The organism is Halopseudomonas nanhaiensis, from assembly GCF_020025155.1.
Taxonomy (GTDB): domain Bacteria; phylum Pseudomonadota; class Gammaproteobacteria; order Pseudomonadales; family Pseudomonadaceae; genus Halopseudomonas; species Halopseudomonas nanhaiensis.
Genome location: NZ_CP073751.1, coordinates 977,121 through 994,549, shown reverse-complemented (window position 1 = coordinate 994,549; position 17,429 = coordinate 977,121). Strand labels below are relative to the sequence as shown.

At 61.6% G+C, this 17,429-nt stretch carries 20 protein-coding genes; 10 read left to right on the top strand and 10 right to left on the bottom strand.

The genetic code is table 11. The features are described 5' to 3' along the window. Position 1: 1 nt before the first annotated feature. Complete coding sequence (locus KEM63_RS04480; RefSeq protein ID WP_223655001.1) at positions 2-307, bottom strand: DUF2288 domain-containing protein; 306 nt, start codon at positions 305-307, stop codon at positions 2-4. Between the two features lie 267 nt (positions 308-574). On the opposite strand from KEM63_RS04480, the gene KEM63_RS04475 reads away from it, so the two are divergent. The 5 genes from KEM63_RS04475 to KEM63_RS04455 all read left to right on the top strand — a co-directional run bounded on the left by KEM63_RS04475 (position 575) and on the right by KEM63_RS04455 (position 5,465). Next, positions 575-1,702, top strand: a complete 1,128-nt coding sequence (locus tag KEM63_RS04475; RefSeq protein ID WP_223655000.1) for a branched-chain amino acid ABC transporter substrate-binding protein — start codon at positions 575-577, stop codon at positions 1,700-1,702. Between the two features lie 105 nt (positions 1,703-1,807). Then, positions 1,808-2,734 carry a high-affinity branched-chain amino acid ABC transporter permease LivH gene (livH, locus tag KEM63_RS04470; RefSeq protein ID WP_223654999.1) on the top strand — a complete coding sequence of 309 codons (927 nt, stop codon included), beginning with the start codon at positions 1,808-1,810 and terminating at the stop codon, positions 2,732-2,734. Next, positions 2,734-3,990, top strand: coding sequence for a high-affinity branched-chain amino acid ABC transporter permease LivM (locus KEM63_RS04465; protein WP_279346943.1), 1,257 nt, complete (start codon positions 2,734-2,736; stop codon positions 3,988-3,990). The genes livH and KEM63_RS04465 overlap by 1 nt, the downstream gene beginning before the upstream one ends. Next, positions 3,987-4,754 (top strand): high-affinity branched-chain amino acid ABC transporter ATP-binding protein LivG, encoded by a 768-nt coding sequence (livG, locus tag KEM63_RS04460; RefSeq protein ID WP_223654997.1) that lies wholly within the window; start codon positions 3,987-3,989, stop codon positions 4,752-4,754. Before KEM63_RS04465 ends, livG begins: the two co-directional genes overlap by 4 nt. A 9-nt stretch (positions 4,755-4,763) precedes the next feature. Further along, complete coding sequence (locus KEM63_RS04455) at positions 4,764-5,465, top strand: ABC transporter ATP-binding protein (protein WP_223654996.1); 702 nt, start codon at positions 4,764-4,766, stop codon at positions 5,463-5,465. 28 nt (positions 5,466-5,493) lie between these two features. Here KEM63_RS04455 and KEM63_RS04450 read toward each other — a convergent pair whose 3' ends face one another. Then, positions 5,494-6,141, bottom strand: coding sequence for a hypothetical protein (locus KEM63_RS04450; RefSeq protein WP_223654995.1), 648 nt, complete (start codon positions 6,139-6,141; stop codon positions 5,494-5,496). A gap of 129 nt (positions 6,142-6,270) precedes the next feature. Between KEM63_RS04450 and KEM63_RS04445 the strand changes: the two genes are divergently transcribed. Both KEM63_RS04445 and KEM63_RS04440 read left to right on the top strand, forming a co-directional pair. Further along, positions 6,271-6,822, top strand: coding sequence for an OmpA family protein (locus tag KEM63_RS04445; protein ID WP_223654994.1), 552 nt, complete (start codon positions 6,271-6,273; stop codon positions 6,820-6,822). Between the two features lie 125 nt (positions 6,823-6,947). Then, the gene (locus KEM63_RS04440) at positions 6,948-8,285 is read left to right on the top strand and encodes a Na+/H+ antiporter NhaC family protein (RefSeq protein WP_223654993.1); all 1,338 of its coding nucleotides are present in this window, start codon (positions 6,948-6,950) and stop codon (positions 8,283-8,285) included. Between the two features lie 39 nt (positions 8,286-8,324). Here KEM63_RS04440 and KEM63_RS04435 read toward each other — a convergent pair whose 3' ends face one another. The 7 genes from KEM63_RS04435 to KEM63_RS04405 form a co-directional block, all read right to left on the bottom strand. Next, complete coding sequence (locus KEM63_RS04435) at positions 8,325-8,657, bottom strand: Na+/H+ antiporter subunit G (protein ID WP_223655815.1); 333 nt, start codon at positions 8,655-8,657, stop codon at positions 8,325-8,327. Positions 8,658-8,672: 15 nt separating this feature from the next. Then, the gene (locus KEM63_RS04430) at positions 8,673-8,942 is read right to left on the bottom strand and encodes a K+/H+ antiporter subunit F (RefSeq protein WP_223654992.1); all 270 of its coding nucleotides are present in this window, start codon (positions 8,940-8,942) and stop codon (positions 8,673-8,675) included. Beyond that, positions 8,927-9,433, bottom strand: coding sequence for a Na+/H+ antiporter subunit E (locus tag KEM63_RS04425; RefSeq protein WP_223654991.1), 507 nt, complete (start codon positions 9,431-9,433; stop codon positions 8,927-8,929). The genes KEM63_RS04430 and KEM63_RS04425 overlap by 16 nt, the downstream gene beginning before the upstream one ends. After that, complete coding sequence (locus KEM63_RS04420; RefSeq protein ID WP_223654990.1) at positions 9,430-10,953, bottom strand: monovalent cation/H+ antiporter subunit D; 1,524 nt, start codon at positions 10,951-10,953, stop codon at positions 9,430-9,432. Before KEM63_RS04420 ends, KEM63_RS04425 begins: the two co-directional genes overlap by 4 nt. Further along, positions 10,950-11,279: a Na+/H+ antiporter subunit C gene (locus tag KEM63_RS04415; RefSeq protein ID WP_223654989.1), complete on the bottom strand. Its 330-nt coding sequence runs from the start codon at positions 11,277-11,279 to the stop codon at positions 10,950-10,952. The genes KEM63_RS04420 and KEM63_RS04415 overlap by 4 nt, the downstream gene beginning before the upstream one ends. Next, positions 11,279-14,071 (bottom strand): monovalent cation/H+ antiporter subunit A, encoded by a 2,793-nt coding sequence (locus KEM63_RS04410; RefSeq protein WP_223654988.1) that lies wholly within the window; start codon positions 14,069-14,071, stop codon positions 11,279-11,281. Before KEM63_RS04410 ends, KEM63_RS04415 begins: the two co-directional genes overlap by 1 nt. A 191-nt stretch (positions 14,072-14,262) precedes the next feature. After that, the gene (locus KEM63_RS04405) at positions 14,263-14,724 is read right to left on the bottom strand and encodes an outer membrane lipoprotein (protein WP_223654987.1); all 462 of its coding nucleotides are present in this window, start codon (positions 14,722-14,724) and stop codon (positions 14,263-14,265) included. Positions 14,725-14,976: 252 nt separating this feature from the next. Between KEM63_RS04405 and KEM63_RS04400 the strand changes: the two genes are divergently transcribed. Then, complete coding sequence (locus tag KEM63_RS04400) at positions 14,977-15,255, top strand: hypothetical protein (RefSeq protein ID WP_223654986.1); 279 nt, start codon at positions 14,977-14,979, stop codon at positions 15,253-15,255. On the opposite strand, the gene KEM63_RS04395 is transcribed toward KEM63_RS04400, so the two are convergent. Then, positions 15,229-16,401 carry a 1-acyl-sn-glycerol-3-phosphate acyltransferase gene (locus KEM63_RS04395; RefSeq protein ID WP_223654985.1) on the bottom strand — a complete coding sequence of 391 codons (1,173 nt, stop codon included), beginning with the start codon at positions 16,399-16,401 and terminating at the stop codon, positions 15,229-15,231. The genes KEM63_RS04400 and KEM63_RS04395 overlap by 27 nt on opposite strands. A gap of 142 nt (positions 16,402-16,543) precedes the next feature. On the opposite strand from KEM63_RS04395, the gene KEM63_RS04390 reads away from it, so the two are divergent. Beyond that, positions 16,544-16,738, top strand: coding sequence for a CPXCG motif-containing cysteine-rich protein (locus KEM63_RS04390; protein WP_223654984.1), 195 nt, complete (start codon positions 16,544-16,546; stop codon positions 16,736-16,738). Between the two features lie 27 nt (positions 16,739-16,765). After that, positions 16,766-17,425: an SOS response-associated peptidase gene (locus KEM63_RS04385; protein ID WP_223654983.1), complete on the top strand. Its 660-nt coding sequence runs from the start codon at positions 16,766-16,768 to the stop codon at positions 17,423-17,425. Positions 17,426-17,429 lie beyond the last annotated feature (4 nt).

Sequence of the window (17,429 nt, the reverse complement as noted above, 5' to 3'; positions counted from 1 at the left end):
TTCAGGTTTCGCTGCGTTCCTGCACGAGCACCCAGGGTCGAATCACCACCGCCCACAGCGAGTCAGGGTCACGCTCATGCCAGTCGGCGGCCTGTTCATCCCGCAGCTGGCCCAGAAGCCCGCGTTCCATCCAGCCGGCGACGGCGTCCCGGTCGTCGTTGATCAGAGCCTGAGCAGCGCCGACCAGATCGAGACGGGCGTCCACCCAGAGTATTTCACCGCGAGCGAAATGCGGCTCCAGCGCCTTCCATTCGATACGACCCGTGGCGCCCACGATTGCCGCGTAGGTATCGTCCTGACCGGTCATCCTGTTCCCCTGCGAATGTTCGAGCGCGCATGGTAACGTCCCGAGCGCAGACAGGCGAGTGGCCGCTGGCGTGACCAAAATGAAAATTCTGTCGCCAATCAGTAACAGTTTTGCGGTTTAAGGACATTTGCCGACAAATTGCTACCGTTTCGTTTCCACGGCACCGTGCCATTGCTAAACTGCTCCGGTACAGTTACCGGGGGAGGTGTGGCGCTTCGCCATCAGGCGCCCGCTTCGTCTTAACGGACCATCCAAGTGAGCAGAAAAATGAAAAAGGCACACAAGAAAGCGCTTTCTCAGATTATCGCAGCAGCAGCTCTGGCAGGCGTCAGCAGCTTCTCGCTGGCAGCCGACCCGATCAAGATCGCTTTGGCCGGCCCGGTAACCGGCCCGGTAGCACAGTATGGTGACATGCAGTTCATCGGTGCCAAGATGGCCATCGAGCAGATCAACAAGGCGGGCGGTGTGAATGGCAGCCAGCTCGAAGGTGTTGTGTTCGACGACGCCTGTGATCCCAAACAGGCAGTTGCCGTTGCCAACCGTATCGTCAACGAAGACATCCGTTACGTCGTCGGTCACCTCTGCTCCAGCTCTACCCAGCCGGCGTCCGACATTTATGAAGACGAAGGTATCCTGATGGTCACCGCGGCCTCGACCAGCCCGGAGATCACCGAGCGCGGCTATGAACTGGTGTTCCGCACCATCGGCCTCGACAGCCTGCAGGGCCCGACCGCCGGCAACTACATTGTCGAACAGGTCAAACCGAAGAAAGTCGCCGTGATCCACGACAAGCAGCAGTACGGCGAAGGCATCGCCACCGCGGTACGCGACGTACTCAAGGAAAACAACGTCGAAGTAGCCGTCTTCGAAGGTATCACCGCAGGGGACAAGGACTTCTCCTCACTGATCTCCAAGCTGCGCCAGGCGAACGTCGATTTTGTCTACTACGGTGGTTACCACCCTGAGCTGGGTCTGATCCTGCGCCAGTCTGCCGAGCAGGGCCTGAAGGTCAGCTTCATGGGTCCGGAAGGTGTCGGTAACAGTGACATTTCCGCTATTGCCGGCGAAGCCTCCGAGGGCCTGCTGGTGACCCTGCCGAAGGCGTTCGACCAGGATCCGAAGAACGCCGAACTGGTTGAAGCGTTCAAGGCCAAGAACGAAGACCCGAGCGGTCCCTTCGTGTTCCCGGCCTACGCTGCGGTCCAGGTTATTGCCGATGGCATCCGCATCGCGGGCAGCACCGACACCGAAGAGGTTGCCGAGGCACTGCGCAGCAACAGTTTCGAAACCCCCACCGGTACCCTGGCCTTTGACGAAAAGGGCGACCTGAAGGATTTCAACTTCGTTGTCTACAAGTGGCACGCTGACGCCAGCAAGACCGCAATGACCGAGTAAGCAGTAAACGTCTCAGGCCCGCCGGCACCCCCGGCGGGCCTGATTTTTTGATGCCGTCCTTCCCGACCTGCATTCGTTCCCCCTGAAATACCAGGTGTCCTGGCCATGCCCGAGTCACTGTATTACCTGATCCAGCAATTGCTGAACGGTCTCACCGTCGGCAGCACCTATGCCCTGATCGCCATTGGTTACACGATGGTGTACGGCATCATCGGCATGATCAACTTCGCCCATGGCGAGGTCTACATGATTGGCAGCTACATCGCGTTCATGGCCCTGGCGGCTCTGGCGTTGATGGGCATTGAATATCTGCCGGTGATGATCCTCGGCGCTTTCGTACTGAGCATGATCGTTACCAGCGCCTTCGGTTACAGCATCGAACGTGTGGCCTACCGGCCGCTTCGTGGTGGCAACCGCCTGATCCCGCTGATTTCCGCGATCGGCATGTCGATCTTTCTGCAGAACCTGGTTCGCCTGGCACAGGGCTCGCGCGACATCGCCATGCCCAGCATGGTGACTGGCGGCCTGACGATCGGCCCGGCTGACAGCTTCCACGCCACGCTCTCGTATATGCAGATCATCATTTTCGTCGTCACGCTGATCACCATGACGCTGCTGACGCTGTTCATCACGCGTTCGCGTATGGGCCGCGCCTGCCGCGCCTGTGCCGAAGACCTGAAAATGACCAACCTGCTGGGCATCAACACCAACGGGGTCATCGCTCTGACCTTCGTCATCGGTGCCGCTCTGGCTGCGGTCGCCGGCGTGCTGCTTGGTATGTACTACGGGGTGATCAACCCGTACATCGGCTTCATGGCCGGCCTCAAGGCGTTTACCGCTGCGGTGCTGGGCGGCATCGGCAGCATCCCCGGCGCGGTGCTGGGTGGACTGCTGCTGGGCGTGACCGAAGCGATCACCGCCGGCTACTTCAGTAGCGAGTACAAGGACGTCGTGGCCTTCAGCCTGCTGATCCTGATTCTGTTGTTCCGTCCAAGCGGTATTCTCGGCCGGCCGGAGGTTGAAAAGGTATGATCCGCGCCAATCTGAAACCGGCGATCATTTCCGCCGTCGTCGTCGTGGTACTGACCGGACTCTTGATGGGCGTGCGCCTGCAGCAGACCGGGACCGGCCTGTCAGTCACCGGTCTGGGTGCCGACGTGTGGTGGAAGATCGCAGCCGCCGCCACGTTCATGTTCTTCTTCAACCTGTTCCGCGACCAGTTGAGCGCATGGTGGAAAGCCGCCCCGGGCTTACCGAAGGCGCCGGAGACCCTGACCCGGGCCGCCGACAAGCCGGCGATGCGTCGGCTGTTCTGGTGCTTCCTGATTTCTGCAGCACTGGTATGGCCGTTTTTCGCCGGCCGCGGCGGCATCGATCTGGCCACGCTGGTGCTGATCTACATCATGCTCGGGCTTGGCCTGAACATCGTGGTGGGTCTCGCAGGGCTGCTGGATCTGGGCTACGTCGGCTTCTACGCCGTGGGTGCCTACACCTATGCCCTGCTGGCCATGTATACCGACGTTGGATTCTGGACCGGCCTGCTGGTCGCAGGGGGCATGGCGGCGCTGTTCGGCTTTCTGCTTGGCTTCCCGGTGCTGCGTCTGCGCGGCGACTACCTGGCCATCGTGACACTCGGCTTCGGCGAAATCATCCGCATCCTGTTGAACAACTGGACCGCCGTCACCAATGGCCCGAACGGCATCGGCAGCATTCCCAAGCCGACCCTGTTCGGCTTGGAGTTCAGCCGCCGCGCCAGTGAGGGGTCGCAGACGTTCCATGACTTCTTCGGCTTCGATTATGTATCCAGCCATCGGATCATCTTCCTCTACCTGCTCGCCCTGCTGCTGGTGCTGATCACGCTGTACGTGATCAACCGTCTGCTGCGCATGCCGATCGGCCGTGCCTGGGAGGCACTGCGGGAGGATGAGATCGCCTGCCGTTCGCTGGGGATGAACCCGACCGCGATCAAGCTGAGCGCATTCACCATTGGCGCCACCTTTGCCGGTTTCGCCGGGTGCTTCTTCGCCGCGCGTCAGGGCTTCATCAGCCCCGAGTCGTTCACCTTCATCGAGTCGGCGATCATTCTTGCCATCGTGGTTCTGGGCGGCATGGGGTCGCAGCTCGGCGTGATTCTCGCGGCGATCATCATGACCATCCTGCCGGAAATGGCTCGCGAGTTCGATGAGTACCGCATGCTGCTGTTCGGCCTGCTGATGGTACTGATGATGATATGGCGACCGCAGGGGTTGCTGCCGATGAACCGTCCGCATATGGAGCTGAGGACATGAGCCAGCCGATGCTGGAGGTAACCGGCCTGACCATGCGCTTTGGCGGGCTGCTCGCGGTCAACGGCGTGGCCCTGACCGTGCAGGAGAAACAGATCGTCTCGATGATCGGCCCTAATGGCGCTGGCAAGACGACCGTTTTCAACTGTCTGACCGGCTTCTACAAACCGAGCGACGGCAAGATCATCTTCCGTGGCGAGGAAATTCAGGGGCTGCCCGGGTTCAAGGTCGCTCGCAAGGGAATGATTCGCACGTTCCAGCATGTACGGTTGTTCAAGGAAATGACCGTGGTGGAAAACCTGCTGGTCGCCCAGCACCAGCACATGAACACCAACATGCTCTCCGGTCTGTTCAAGACACCGGGCTTTCGTCGCAGCGAGAGCGAGGCGCTGGACCGCGCGGCGTTCTGGCTGGAACGGGTCAATCTCAAGGAGTTCGCCAATCGCCCAGCCAATACGCTGGCATACGGTCAGCAGCGCCGCCTGGAAATCGCTCGCTGCATGGTCACCCAGCCGTCATTGCTGATGCTCGATGAACCGGCTGCGGGCCTGAACCCGAGGGAAACCGAGGACCTCAAGGGTCTGATCGGAGAACTGCGCAACGAGCACGGGTTGACGATTCTGCTGATCGAGCACGACATGAAGCTGGTAATGGGCATTTCAGACCACATCGTGGTGATCAACCAGGGCTGTCCGCTGGCCGCCGGCACCCCGGCAGAAGTGCGCCAGAACCCGGAAGTGATCAAGGCTTATCTGGGCGAGACCTGAGGGACACACATGCTGTATTTCAAGAACGTTTCGACCCATTACGGCAAGATACAGGCGCTGCACGATATCAATCTCGAAGTGCAGCGCGGCGAGATCGTGACGTTGATCGGTGCCAACGGGGCAGGCAAGACCACTCTGCTGATGACCCTGTGCGGCGATCCGAAAGCCACGACCGGCAGTATTCGCTATCAGGGCGAAGAACTCACGACCAGGACCACCGCGGAAATCATGCGCATGGATATCGCCATCGTGCCGGAAGGCCGCCGCGTGTTCTCGCGGCTGACGGTGGAAGAGAATCTGGCAATGGGCGGCTTCTTCACTGAAGGAGACGATTTCCAGCGCCAGCTCGATACCGCGCTGGGCCTGTTCCCCCGCCTCAAGGAGCGCTACCACCAGCGCGCAGGGACCATGTCTGGCGGAGAGCAGCAGATGCTTGCCATTGGCCGCGCGCTGATGAGCAAGCCGAAGCTGTTGCTACTCGACGAACCGTCCCTGGGACTGGCGCCGATCATCATCCAGCAGATCTTCGAAATCATCGAAGAGCTGCGGCGTCAGGGTGTAACCGTGTTCCTGGTCGAGCAGAACGCCAACCAGGCATTGAAGCTGGCTGACCGGGGCTACGTCATGGAGCATGGACATATCGTGCTGCAGGACACCGGCGAAGCCTTGCTGGCCGATCCGCAGGTGCGCGACGCCTACCTGGGCGCCTGACGCGGCATTGCCCGGCGGCGCGGGCGTATCAGCGAGCCGCCCGGGCCTCTCCTTCATAGGCACAGCCACTGAGCCGCTTGCCGTCGATCGTCAAGGTGGCGGTCAGGTGCGAGTAGTCACCAGCGTGGTTGAAGCAATCCTGCGGATACAACCACAGCTCGAGCCGATCATCGCGCTCGGTACGGAAGCTGCGCGAACCATCCGGCAGCTCTTCACTGATCACCGGAGAGGGACCGCTGTGCTCGCGATCGGCACTGTCGAACTCGATTCCTGCATCGCCGATTGTCAGGCGCCAGGAGGGGTGAGGACCGGCAGCCACCCAACGGGCCGACGGCTCGGCTTGCGCATCGCACCCGCGACCGGTCGACTGCATGCGAAGGAGCCTGGACGGGCGCAGGGTCTGGTCGGACAATTCCCCTTCCAGCTCGACGAAAATCCCGGTCTGACCCGGCTGGGCGACATTGCGAAAGAGCTGCTGGAGTTCTGCGGTGGGTAGCACGCGTATCGCTTCGCTGGCTCCACAGGGCGTCATCTCCCAGCTGTCACCGCCCGTTTCCAACAGCCCCGACAGCCGTTGCTGATCCCCGCCGCCCCCTGGCAGCAATGCGCAACCCGATAGAGTCATCGCCGATAGCAGGGCCCAACCTACCCGAATCGGGTGGCGGCTCTTTGTCATTGTGTGAACTCCTTGGCCAATTTCTGGTTAAAAATTGTGTTACTGCCCAGCCACAACCCCCAGGTGCAATGCTAATCTGTGCGCAGTCTAACCCATGCACCAGCGCCAGCATCGTCTCCCGGAAGCATCATGCAAATCATAAGAACGTTTGTCCTGTCATCTCTCGTTGTCGTTCTCTCTGCCTGCGCCTCGAAGGCTCCTGAAAAGGCACCCGAGCCGCCCCGCGCCTCCTGGGCTGATTCAAGGGTAGCCGACGTTACCACTGTTGCCGAGGCCCAGGGCTTCAAGGTCAAGCGTGAGGGTGAGGAGATTCGCGTGATCATCCCGGTAGATGGCAACTTCCACCCCAAGCGTACGCTGCTGCTGCCCAGGGGTCTGGTACCGATTGGCAAGGTGGGCGCCGCCCTGAAAGACGACGCCGAATGCCATTTCCGGGTCGTCGGCCATAGTGACAGCGACGGCGACGAAGCAACCAATAAAAAGCTCGCCCTCGAGCGCGCCCAGGCCGTCGCCAACATGCTGATGCTCAGCGGCGTCAGCCGCAAGCGCATGTCGCTCGAAGGGTTAGGCGAGATCGACCCCCGGGCCGACAACTCCACCCCGACCGGGCGCGAGCTCAATCGTCGTGTGGAAATCATTCTGACCCCTGCACTGGCAGACACGTCGCTGGCCAAGAAGTAATCGACCCGGCCGGCAGCCGATGCTGCCGGCCTGTTCCCACCGCTTTGCGCTATCTGACCTGCCCCCTGTTTTGACGTAACATACCCGTCCTTCAGCCAACCCAGGCCACACGAACGGGAGTTATCGTGACAGAGCGTCCACAGCCTCGGGCGACCGCCCTTCTTCCTCTACTGCTGTTTCTGCTGATCTTTCTAGGCAGTGGCATCTACTACACCCTGAGCGGAACCGACTTCGCGTTCTATCAGGTCAAGGCGCCCGTGGCGATCCTTCCGGCCATCGTGCTGGCTGTGCTGTTGGCTCGAGAAGGGCTCAACCGCAGTCTTGACACATTCGTCGCAGGCATCGGCGACAGCAACATCATTACCATGGTGCTGGTGTTCCTGCTGGCTGGTGCCTTCGCCACGGTCACCGACGCCATCGGCGGCGTCACGGCAACGGTGAACATGGGTCTGAGTTTCATCCCGCCGAGCTTCGTACTGCCGGGCCTGTTTCTGATCGCTGCGTTCATCTCCACCGCCATGGGCACGTCCATGGGCACCATTGGCGCGGTCGCGCCGGTGGCGCTGGGTTTTGCCGAAGCCACCGGTATCTCGGTGCCCGCTGCGATGGGCGCGGTGATAGGCGGCGCCATGGCCGGCGACAATCTGTCGATCATTTCCGACACCACGATTGCCTCCACCCGCACCCAATCGGTTGCCATGCGCGACAAGTTCAAACTGAACCTGCTGATCGCATTACCGGCCGCCGCGCTGACGCTGATTCTCCTGTTCGTTCTGGGTGACACCGCCACCGAACCTGCCGAGGCAGAGTACCGGGTGATACTGGTGCTCCCTTACATCGCCGTACTGGTGTTGGCACTCAGTGGCCTGAACGTGCTGGCAGTGCTGTTGACCGGCATCGTGCTGTCCGGTCTGACTGGCTTGCTAATGACTGACGACTACGCGGTGAGTACCTGGGGTACTGATATCTACCGGGGCTTCGAAGGCATGCTGGAAATCACCATCCTGTCGATGTTCATCGGCGGGCTCTCGGCCATCATGAAGCGCGAAGGCGGGCTGGCCTGGCTGCGCCAGACGATTCAGTCGATCACCACGCGTATCGGCCAGGCCGGCCGACGCAGCGGAGAAACAGCCATCTCAGCGCTGGTGAGCCTGGCGAACCTGTTCGTGGCGAACAACACGGTGGCGATCATCGTCAGCGGCAGTGTAGCCCGCGACCTGGCGGACCATTACCAGGTAGATCGCCGGCGCAGCGCCAGCTTGCTGGACATCTTCTCGTGCGTGGTTCAGGGATTGATTCCGTACGGAGCGCAGATCCTGCTGGCAGGATCGCTCGCTGGCGTATCGCCGCTGATTCTCGCCGGACAGGTACATTACTGCTGGATACTCGGCGCCGCTGCGGTGCTGGCGATCATTGCCGGGGTGCCGAAGCTGGCACCAGCCAGTGACAAGGACGTCATCTGATCATCGGTGGCAGCGGAGCAACGCCGCTACCACCGAGCATTACTGCTGCCAGGGCTCACCGCGAGTACGTTCGATACGCTTGAGGTGCTGGTGCATCGCTGCCTTGGCCAGCAGGTTGGCGCTTACCGGGGCAGTCATGAACAGAAATACGGTAATCAGTACTTCGTGAAGGCTGATGCCTTCTCGCTGAAAGCTGAAGAACAGCATCGAGCCGATCACCAGCGCGCCGACGCCAAGCGTCGTTGCCTTGGTCGGGCCATGCAGACGCATGAAGAAATCGGGCAGCTTCCACAGTCCGATCGAGCCGACCAGGGCGAACAGGCTGCCGATCAATACCAGCGCCGCGACTACCCATTCCAGCCATTGCGGTATGTCCATGCTCCCTCCTTATTCGATGATGTCGCCGCGCAGCAGGTGCTTGGCTACTGCAACCGTCCCGACGAAGCCCATTACTGCGATCAGCAACGCTGCCTCGAAGAACAGATCGGAGCGCAGGTAGAGCCCCATGAGCATGATCAGCGCAATCGCGTTGATATACAGGGTATCCAGCGCGAGCACCCGGTCTGGCAGATCCGGGCCCTTGATCAGCCGCGCCACGTTGAGTATTACCGCGACCGACATGATTGCCAGGCACAGCAGGATCACGTTTTCGAACATTCGAAGACCTCCAGCAGCGGCTTCTCGTAGCGCTGTTTGATGGTGCGGATCAGCTCATCCGCGTCATCGACGTTCAGCCCGTGTATCAGCAGCGTGCGCCGATCATCGCTCAGGTCGGCCGATACCGTGCCGGGCGTCAGGGATATGGTGCTGGCCAGCAGACTGATGGCGAAGTCATGGGTGAGCTGCAAGGGATACTCGACGAAAGCAGGCTGCAGTTGCCGGCTGGGTCCGATGATCAATCGCGCCACCTGAAGGTTGGCGGTCAGTATGTCGAACAGTACCCGCAGGGTGAAACCGACCAGAACCAGCGGCCGGTGCAGCGTGGGCGGGTTCGGCCAGAATACCTGCGTCAGCAACGGGATCACCCAGCCGAGGAACGCGCCCATCAACAACGTGCCGACCGATGTCGCGTTCATCAGCAACTGCCAGGTCAACAGCAGGACCAGGCTTAGCCAGGGATGAGGCAGCCATTTCCAGCGCGCTGTCATGCGTCACCTCCTGCCGTTACGGTCTGGACTGTCAGCACGGCATCGATATAGTCGCTGTGGTTCATGAGCTGGGCCACGGTGGCATCGAGGTAGTCCAGCAGCGGCCCGGCAAAAAGCACCATGGCCGGACTGCATATGAGCAGTGCCCCGGCCGCAAGCATACGCACCCTGTCCAGTGGCTCGCCCGCGGCTGGCGCACCGTCGTGCCGCCAGAACAGCGTACTGCCGGCCCGACTCATGGCCACCAACACCACCAGCCCGCTGACCAGAATCAGGGTATACAGCCACGCCGCCTGCACACCGGTGCCCGCCGAACCGAGAATCAGGACCTTACCGATAAACCCCGAGAGCGGCGGCATGCCGACGATGGAAATCGCGGACAGGAAAAACAGGCTGCCGAGTAGCGCTCCCCCCGGCAGTTGCGGGCCGGCGATCAGTCGTACCGAGAACCGCGGACCGCGTGTGCGCGCCAGAATGCCCGAGAGCAGGAACAGCGCACCGCTGATCCAGGTTGAGTGCACCAGATAATACAGGCTGCCGACCATCGCATCGTGCGAGCCGAGGGTGATGCTCGCCAGCAGTATGCCGACCGACAACACCACCAGGTACGCTACCAGACCGTTCAGCGTGCTGGCGGCAAGCGCACCAACGGCCCCGAGACCGATAGTCATCAGACCCACCGGCCATAGCCAGTCACTGGCCATGTGAGCGAGCGTGCCGGCGTCGTCTCCGAAAATCATCGGGTACACCCGCAGGATCGAGTAGAGCCCGACCTTGGTCATGATCGCAAACAGCGCGGCAACGGCTGGTGTCGCAGCTGAATAGGCGCGCGGCAGCCAGAAGTACAACGGAACCATTGCCGACTTGAGTCCGAACACGATGAGCAGCAACATGCCGGCCGCCCCGAGAATCGGCAGGTCGGCCGCAGGTGCCTGGGCCACTTTTACAGCCATGTCCGCCATGTTCAGCGTGCCGGTCAGGCCATACAGCGTGCCTACGGCAATCAGGAACAGGGCGGAGCCGAACAGGTTGAGCAGGACATAGTGCAGGCCAGCGCGTACCCGTCCGGAGCCGGCGCCGTGCAACAGTAGCGCGTAGGACGCGATCAGCAGGATCTCGAAGAATACAAAGAGGTTGAACAGGTCGCCGGTAAGGAAGGCTCCCGTGATCCCCATCAACTGGAACTGGAACAATGAGTGGAAGTTGCGCCCCAGGCTGTCGTCGCCACGAATCGCATAGATGACCGAGGCACTGGCGAGCACTGCAGTCACGAACAGCAGCAACGCGGCGAGGCGATCGACCACCAGCACGATGCCAAACGGCGGCGCCCAGTTGCCTGCAGCGTAGACCTGAATCCCCGCTTCGGCCTGCCCCATGAGCAGCAGGGCGATGGGAATCTGAGCCAGCGTCGCCGCCACCGACAGGCCGCGCTTGACCGACATGTCGGCGCGCGCCAGCAGCAACAACAGCGCACCGACAAACATCGGCAGGATGACCGGCAACACGGGGAGATGATTCATTTCTGATCTCCCTTGCCGTCAACATGGTCGCTATCGAGTTCGCCCAGCGCCCTGAGCGCGAGGATCAGTGCGAACGCAGTCATGGCGAAGCCGATGACGATAGCGGTCAGAACCAGCGCCTGCGGCAGCGGATCGGCATACGCCTCTGCCCTTCCCAGCACCGCGGGCATGCCGGTGCTCAGACGACCCATGGCGAACAGAAACAGGTTCACTGCGTAGCTGAGCAGCGTCAGCCCGACCACAACAGGGAAGGTTCTGGCACGAAGCAGCAGATACACGCCGCTCATGGTGAGTACGCCCAGCATCACCGAATACAGCAATTCCATCAGAGCATCTCCTTGACTGTCCGGCCACCCGACAGCTTGCCCAGGTTTGCCAGGATCAGCAGCGTCGCGCCTACCACAGCGAGATACACGCCAAGGTCGAACAGCATGGCCGTAGCCAGCTCCACCTCACCTACCAGCGGAATATCGAAGTAGCCGAACGAACTGGTCAGGAAGGGGTAACCCAGCACCAGGCTGCCGAGCCCGGTGAGCCCGGCGATCAGCACGCCGAGACCGGCGACATAGTGGTAATTCATTCCCCAACGCTGGGTGGTCCACTGCTCGCCGCTGGCCATGTACTGCAGGATCAACGCCACGGCCGTGATCAAGCCGGCAATGAAGCCGCCGCCCGGCAGGTTGTGGCCACGCAGGAAGATGTAGACCGACACCAGCAGTGCCAGCGGCAGGATCACCTGAGACAGGTTCACCAGCATCATCGGATGCGGATCCCGCGCCCAGTTGCGTCCCATGGAGTCGAACTCGGGAATGCGCAGGCGCAGCCCGTCAATCAGCGCATAGATACCCACCCCGGCGATGGCAAGAACGGTGATTTCTCCCAGCGTATCGAAACCACGGAAGTCGACCAGGATGACGTTCACCACGTTGGTCCCGCCACCGCCCTTGTAGCTGTTTTCGATGAAGAAGCCGGCGATGGTTTCATACGGGCGGGTGAGCACTGCGAACGACAGGCCGCCGACCAACAGACCGGCCAGCCCGGCCAGGGCCCAGTCGCGGGTACGCCGCAGGCGGGACGACTCGGCCGGCGTGCGATGCGGCAGGAAGAACAGGGTCAGCATCAGCAGTACGATGGTCACCACCTCCACTGACAGCTGGGTCAGCGCCAGATCCGGCGCTGAGAAGCGGGCAAAGGCCAGCGCCACCATCAGGCCGACGATGCTCAGCATGATCAGCGCAACGAGCCGCTGGCGATGCCAGAACGCAGTCGCCAGTGCCCCGATCATCAGCACCAGCATGCCCATCAGCGTGACCCCGTCCACCGGGGCCAGATCGACCTCGCCCTGCAGCGCCGGAACGCGCCAGAGCCAGTAACCGGTTACCACCAGCGCGGCCAGCAGCATCCAGGCCAGGTAACGCTGCAGCGAAGCATTTTCCAGCAGCAGCGTGAACTGCCCGGCACGGCGCACCGCACCCTGGACCGCCTGTTCGAAGATCAGCTTGCCATCCAGTGGCGGGAGCCGGCCATACCACTCGAACAGCCTGCGGCGCTTGGCATAGACAAATATCCCGACAATCAGCGCGATGACACTCATGATCAACGGCAGATTCAACCCGTGCCAGATCGACAGGCTGTAATACGGCAGCTCGCCAGCGACCACCGCACCGGCCGAAACCTCCAGCAGCCGCGCGACCGTATAGGCTGGAAACAGGCCGACCGCCAGACACAGCGCGACGAGGATTTCCACCGGCACCTTCATGTAGCGTGGCGGCTCGTGCGGTGGATACTTGGGCAGATTGACCGGCTTGCCGTTGAAGAACACGTCGTGGATGAAACGCAGCGAATAGGCCACCGAGAACACCCCGGCAAGCGTCGCGATCAACGGAATCACCCAGCTGAAGTTGCCGAACTGATGCTGTTGCAGGGTTTCGGTGAAGAACATCTCCTTGCTCAGGAAGCCGTTGAGCAGCGGCACCCCTGCCATGGCCGAGGCAGCGACCATCGCCAGCGTGGCGGTGTGCGGCATGAACCGCCACAGCCCGTTGATCCGCCGCATGTCGCGGGTACCGGTTTCATGATCGATGATGCCCGCGGCCATGAACAGCGAGGCCTTGAAAGTCGCGTGATTAATGATGTGGAACACTGCTGCGACCGCAGCCAGTTCAGTATCCAGACCGAACAGCAACGTGATGAGTCCCAGATGGCTGATCGTCGAGTACGCCAGCAGACCTTTCAGGTCGTGCTTGAACAGCGCAGTGAAGGCCCCGAGTAACAGCGTTGCCATGCCGGCGATGCTGACCAGAAAGAACCATAGGTCGGTATCCGACAACGCGGGGTACAGCCGCGCCAGCAGAAATACCCCGGCCTTGACCATCGTGGCCGAGTGCAGATAGGCCGAAACCGGCGTCGGCGCGGCCATCGCATGGGGCAGCCAGAAGTGGAACGGGAACTGCGCCGATTTGGTGAACACACCAAGCAGCACGAGGACCAGAACCACCGGATACAGCGCGTGGGCGCGAATCAGGTCGCCATTGGCAAGCACGTCGCTGAGCTCATAGCTGCCGACGATCTGCCCCAGCAGCAGCACGCCCCCGAGCAGCGCCAGCCCACCACCGCCGGTCACGGCCAGCGCCATGCGCGCACCCTTGCGGGCATCGGTGCTGTGCGACCAGTAGCTGATCAGAAGAAACGAGGACAGGCTCGTCAGCTCCCAGAAAAACATCATCAGCAGGAGGTTTTCCGAGAGGACGATCCCCAGCATTGCCGCCATGAAGAGCGAGAGGTAGGCAAAGAATCGCCCCATGGGGTCGCTCTTTGACAGGTAATAGCGCGCGTAGAGAATCACCAGCAGGCCGATGCCGAGGATCATCAGCGCGAACAAGAACGCCAGACCGTCCAGGCGGAAGCTCAGATGCAGGCCTATCCGCTCCAGCCATGGCAGCGACTGCACGAGCACTTCACCGGCGAACACGCCTTCGGCGTGACGCCACAGCAGAAACAGGCCGATGGCCGGGGCGAGCATGGTCGCCAAAGCACACAGCGACCGACCACGCCGGTCGGTCAGCAGCGGCAGCAGGCTGCCGAACAGAGGTAGCAATACAATCAGCGCCAGGGTCATTCCGGACTCACTCCTTCTGGCCTTTCAGGCTTCTTGGTATGGCGACTTCCCGCTGCGACTGTCCCATCGCAGCGACGCATTATCCATCTTAACGACCCCACTGTCCTGAATTAGCCGGAGCCGCCTGATAGATAATAGCTAACGAAGAAAGCGCAGGCAGCCTGCGCCCGCGCGCAGCTGCCGCCTTCACGTTATTTGGTGACGCGCGATTCGCCGTTTACCGTCAACACTCGGACCCGATCACCTTCAGCGAAGGGCAGATCCGGATCATGTGCCTGCACATACGAGCGAACCGACCCATCATCCTCGCGCACGGTCACCTCGATACCCTGCCGGCGCGTGATGCCCTCTTCGGCCGCTGCGCCTGCAAGGCCGCCAGCCACCGCACCGACCACGCTGGTGATCATGCTGCCGCGGCCGCCGCCAATGGAGCTGCCGGCTATACCACCGACCACGGTGCCGGCGGCGGGACCGACAACCGACTTGGTGCCTTCGATCTGCACATAGCGAACCGACTCGACCGTGCCCATTCGTACCGTTTGCGGCGTGCGCGCCTGCTCACGACTATAGGTATCGCCCTGCAGATTCGACGCGCAACCGCCGGCCATAAGCAGTGGAGACACCAGACAAACCAGCGCTAGTACTTTCTTCATCTATTACTCCAGTTATGGCAAGTGTCAGAAGAGTAGACGTTTTGCCGAGGTAAATGTTGCGACTAAATGGACGGTTACATAAATCAGTCCAGCCGACGAACGCCTCATGCATGAGAGGATTTTGCGCTAAAATGGCGGCCGACTTTTCGCCGGGATGCCTTTACGCTCCCTGAAACCCACTTCGTATCGTTGTATCCCATTACAAGAACAACAAGATCGTGAGGGTACCGAACACAGGTTTGGAGATTCCACATGCCCGTTTTTCAGGCGGTCTGGATGTACTGTCTCGATAACCCTGCCCGCGCACTCAACGCGCTGGCCCTGTTTTACGCGCTGGCCGGGGGCTGGCTTTGGGCAGCTACCCAGCTTCGCGTGGCACGCGCTTCCGGACGGCTGGCTACCACTGCCGATACCGAGATGACTTCCGAGGTATCCGAGGCCACCGCCCGCGTCAATAGAATGTTCTACAGCGTGGGTGGCGCCTGCCTGGCTCTGGCTTTGCTGCTAAGCCTGGTCAGCACCCGCTTCTGAGACGATACGCTGGCGAAACTGGCTGATGACGGGGTTGGCGTACTGCATCAGCCAGTACGGGCGTTGTTCCAGGGGGCATGACTGCAGGCGCTGAGCAAAGCGCGTCTGCTCGGTCGCCACGACCTCTGCCGGAAAGGCCGAGCGCCAGTCGCCCAGCGGCAGCTCCGGTGCGTCGTCCATCTGTTCGAATGCAAGATAGTTGCTGACGAACAACCGATACGAGGTAAGGATGCGGCGGTCGGCTTCCCGGGCCACGATGCGCGCGTCTGCGTACTCGTCCAGCATGGGCGAGCTGAACGCCACATGCACCCTTCCCTTGTAACCGGTCAGCCCCATGGCGATCGACCGATCATCCTCGCCTGGCTGCTTCGTGTAACTGCCGGTGCGCGCGCGCTGCTCCAGTTCGCGCGCCTTGAGCAGATCGCAGGGGTCCCATTCGTAGGCAATCGACACCGGCACGATATTCAGTGAGCGGATTACCTCGGAAAAGGGCTCGTTCTTGCGGCTCATGCAGAACATCTTGATGATCGCCGAATCGGTCTCGTCGCAGCCGTCCTTGGCCCGTCCTTCGGCCTGGGCGATCCACACGGAATGACCGGTCCGGATCGAGTGGCTGATATAGCCGGACAACCCCTGATACACCGCCAGCTTTTCACGCCGACCGCTTACCGAACGGTGCACGATGAAGCTCTTGTTCAGGCGCATGAGGTCACCGACAAACGGCCGCTGCAGCAGATTGTCGCCAATGGCGATGCGCGGCGTCGGGTGCCCTGCATGATAGAGCGCGTAATTGACGAACGCCGGATCCATGACGATGTCACGGTGGTTGGCTAGGAACAGGTGCGGCACATCCTTGCGCAGATGATCGAGACCGCTGTAGGTCACTTCCAGCGTGCTGCTTTCGATCAGCCGGCTCAGATACGGCTCGAGCCGATGCTGCAGCGCTTCGATGGAGTCGATACCGCGTGCCTCGCGGCGCAACCCCAAACGCACCAGTTGCTGCATGAGCCCCGGAGCCAGCCGCGCCGCCCGTGGAAAACGGTAACGCGCAAGCATAGCCATCAGCTCCCGATCGCCCAGCAGGCGCTGGAGGACCGTCGGCAGCTCGCTGTCATCGAATGGCCGGATAGCGTCGAATTCGCCCATATCGCTCTCATCGTTCGGATTGAGCCGCGCATTATGCTGCGCAAGCGCAGAGGGAACAATTCCTCCGGGCAGTTTCCTGCCCGCAGTGATACGACTACACTGCCAATCAGAGCTGTTACCCCCATAAGCGCGGAGGCGTGTCATGCAGGCAGTCGAGGAAGTCGTCGAACAATGCCCGCATTGTGGCGAACCGATCAGCCTGCTGCTGGACCTGTCCGGCGGCTCTCAGGCTTATACCGAAGACTGCCAGGTGTGCTGCCAGCCGATCCATGTCAGCATCTGGATCGACGCCGGCGAAGACGATTACCATCTGGACTTGCGCCGCGAGCAGGATTGATCTTGAACATTACCCGACCCGCCCACCGTGACCGGTAGGCTCGCTCAGTTTACGCCCCCGCAGCCTGCCCCGCCGGAAGGCTGGCGCCCCGCCTGGAATATCTCTCCTGGCAGACGTCTGCTGATCCTGCGCAAAACCTCGGGCAGTATGGAATGCGTCGACGTGCTGTGGAATCTCACCCCGGACTGGTTGCGCGATCTGAGCCGCGCCAGCTTCAGCGCCAACGCCGAACACCTTGCCGAGCGACCGATGTTTCGCCAGGCACTGGCCGAACGGCGCTGCCTGATTCCGGTGGACGGATTTTTTCTGTGGAAGCTGCAGGGACAACGCAAGCAACCCTGGTATCTGCGACGCCGCAACGGCCCCATGGCGATCGCCGCGCTGTGGGAGCGCTATCGTCTGGACGACGGCACCGAGTGGGACAGCTGCGCGCTGATCACAGCGCCGGCGAAGGGTCTCGCGGCACGCCTCGGCTCACGAATGCCGGTAACGCTCAACAGCGGCGAGCAGGCCGTGTGGCTGGCCTCGGCCACCGCCGTGAATGCGTTGCAACCCTTGCTGCTCAACGCCGAATCCCGCGTCGAGATGATGTATCCGGTGGCGACCTCGGTAGGCAATCCGAATGCCGAAGGGGCGCAATGTTGCGCCCCTTCGGGTCAGATCGTGCTTGCTTCCGAACCTGCCTGAACCG

What these genes read in the sequence shown, in the direction of transcription:
- livG (WP_223654997.1), top strand. Translation starts at nt 3,987, where the DNA reads ATGAGCCAGCCGATGCTGGAGGTAACCGGCCTGACCATGCGCTTTGGC.
- KEM63_RS04425 (WP_223654991.1), bottom strand. Translation starts at nt 9,433, where the DNA reads ATGACAGCGCGCTGGAAATGGCTGCCTCATCCCTGGCTAAGCCTGGTC.
- livH (WP_223654999.1), top strand. Translation starts at nt 1,808, where the DNA reads ATGCCCGAGTCACTGTATTACCTGATCCAGCAATTGCTGAACGGTCTC.
- KEM63_RS04395 (WP_223654985.1), bottom strand. Translation starts at nt 16,401, where the DNA reads ATGGGCGAATTCGACGCTATCCGGCCATTCGATGACAGCGAGCTGCCG.
- KEM63_RS04450 (WP_223654995.1), bottom strand. Translation starts at nt 6,141, where the DNA reads ATGACAAAGAGCCGCCACCCGATTCGGGTAGGTTGGGCCCTGCTATCG.
- KEM63_RS04405 (WP_223654987.1), bottom strand. Translation starts at nt 14,724, where the DNA reads ATGAAGAAAGTACTAGCGCTGGTTTGTCTGGTGTCTCCACTGCTTATG.
- KEM63_RS04420 (WP_223654990.1), bottom strand. Translation starts at nt 10,953, where the DNA reads ATGAATCATCTCCCCGTGTTGCCGGTCATCCTGCCGATGTTTGTCGGT.
- KEM63_RS04445 (WP_223654994.1), top strand. Translation starts at nt 6,271, where the DNA reads ATGCAAATCATAAGAACGTTTGTCCTGTCATCTCTCGTTGTCGTTCTC.
- KEM63_RS04475 (WP_223655000.1), top strand. Translation starts at nt 575, where the DNA reads ATGAAAAAGGCACACAAGAAAGCGCTTTCTCAGATTATCGCAGCAGCA.
- KEM63_RS04410 (WP_223654988.1), bottom strand. Translation starts at nt 14,071, where the DNA reads ATGACCCTGGCGCTGATTGTATTGCTACCTCTGTTCGGCAGCCTGCTG.
- KEM63_RS04390 (WP_223654984.1), top strand. Translation starts at nt 16,544, where the DNA reads ATGCAGGCAGTCGAGGAAGTCGTCGAACAATGCCCGCATTGTGGCGAA.
- KEM63_RS04455 (WP_223654996.1), top strand. Translation starts at nt 4,764, where the DNA reads ATGCTGTATTTCAAGAACGTTTCGACCCATTACGGCAAGATACAGGCG.
- KEM63_RS04430 (WP_223654992.1), bottom strand. Translation starts at nt 8,942, where the DNA reads ATGTTCGAAAACGTGATCCTGCTGTGCCTGGCAATCATGTCGGTCGCG.
- KEM63_RS04400 (WP_223654986.1), top strand. Translation starts at nt 14,977, where the DNA reads ATGCCCGTTTTTCAGGCGGTCTGGATGTACTGTCTCGATAACCCTGCC.
- KEM63_RS04480 (WP_223655001.1), bottom strand. Translation starts at nt 307, where the DNA reads ATGACCGGTCAGGACGATACCTACGCGGCAATCGTGGGCGCCACGGGT.
- KEM63_RS04415 (WP_223654989.1), bottom strand. Translation starts at nt 11,279, where the DNA reads ATGGAATTGCTGTATTCGGTGATGCTGGGCGTACTCACCATGAGCGGC.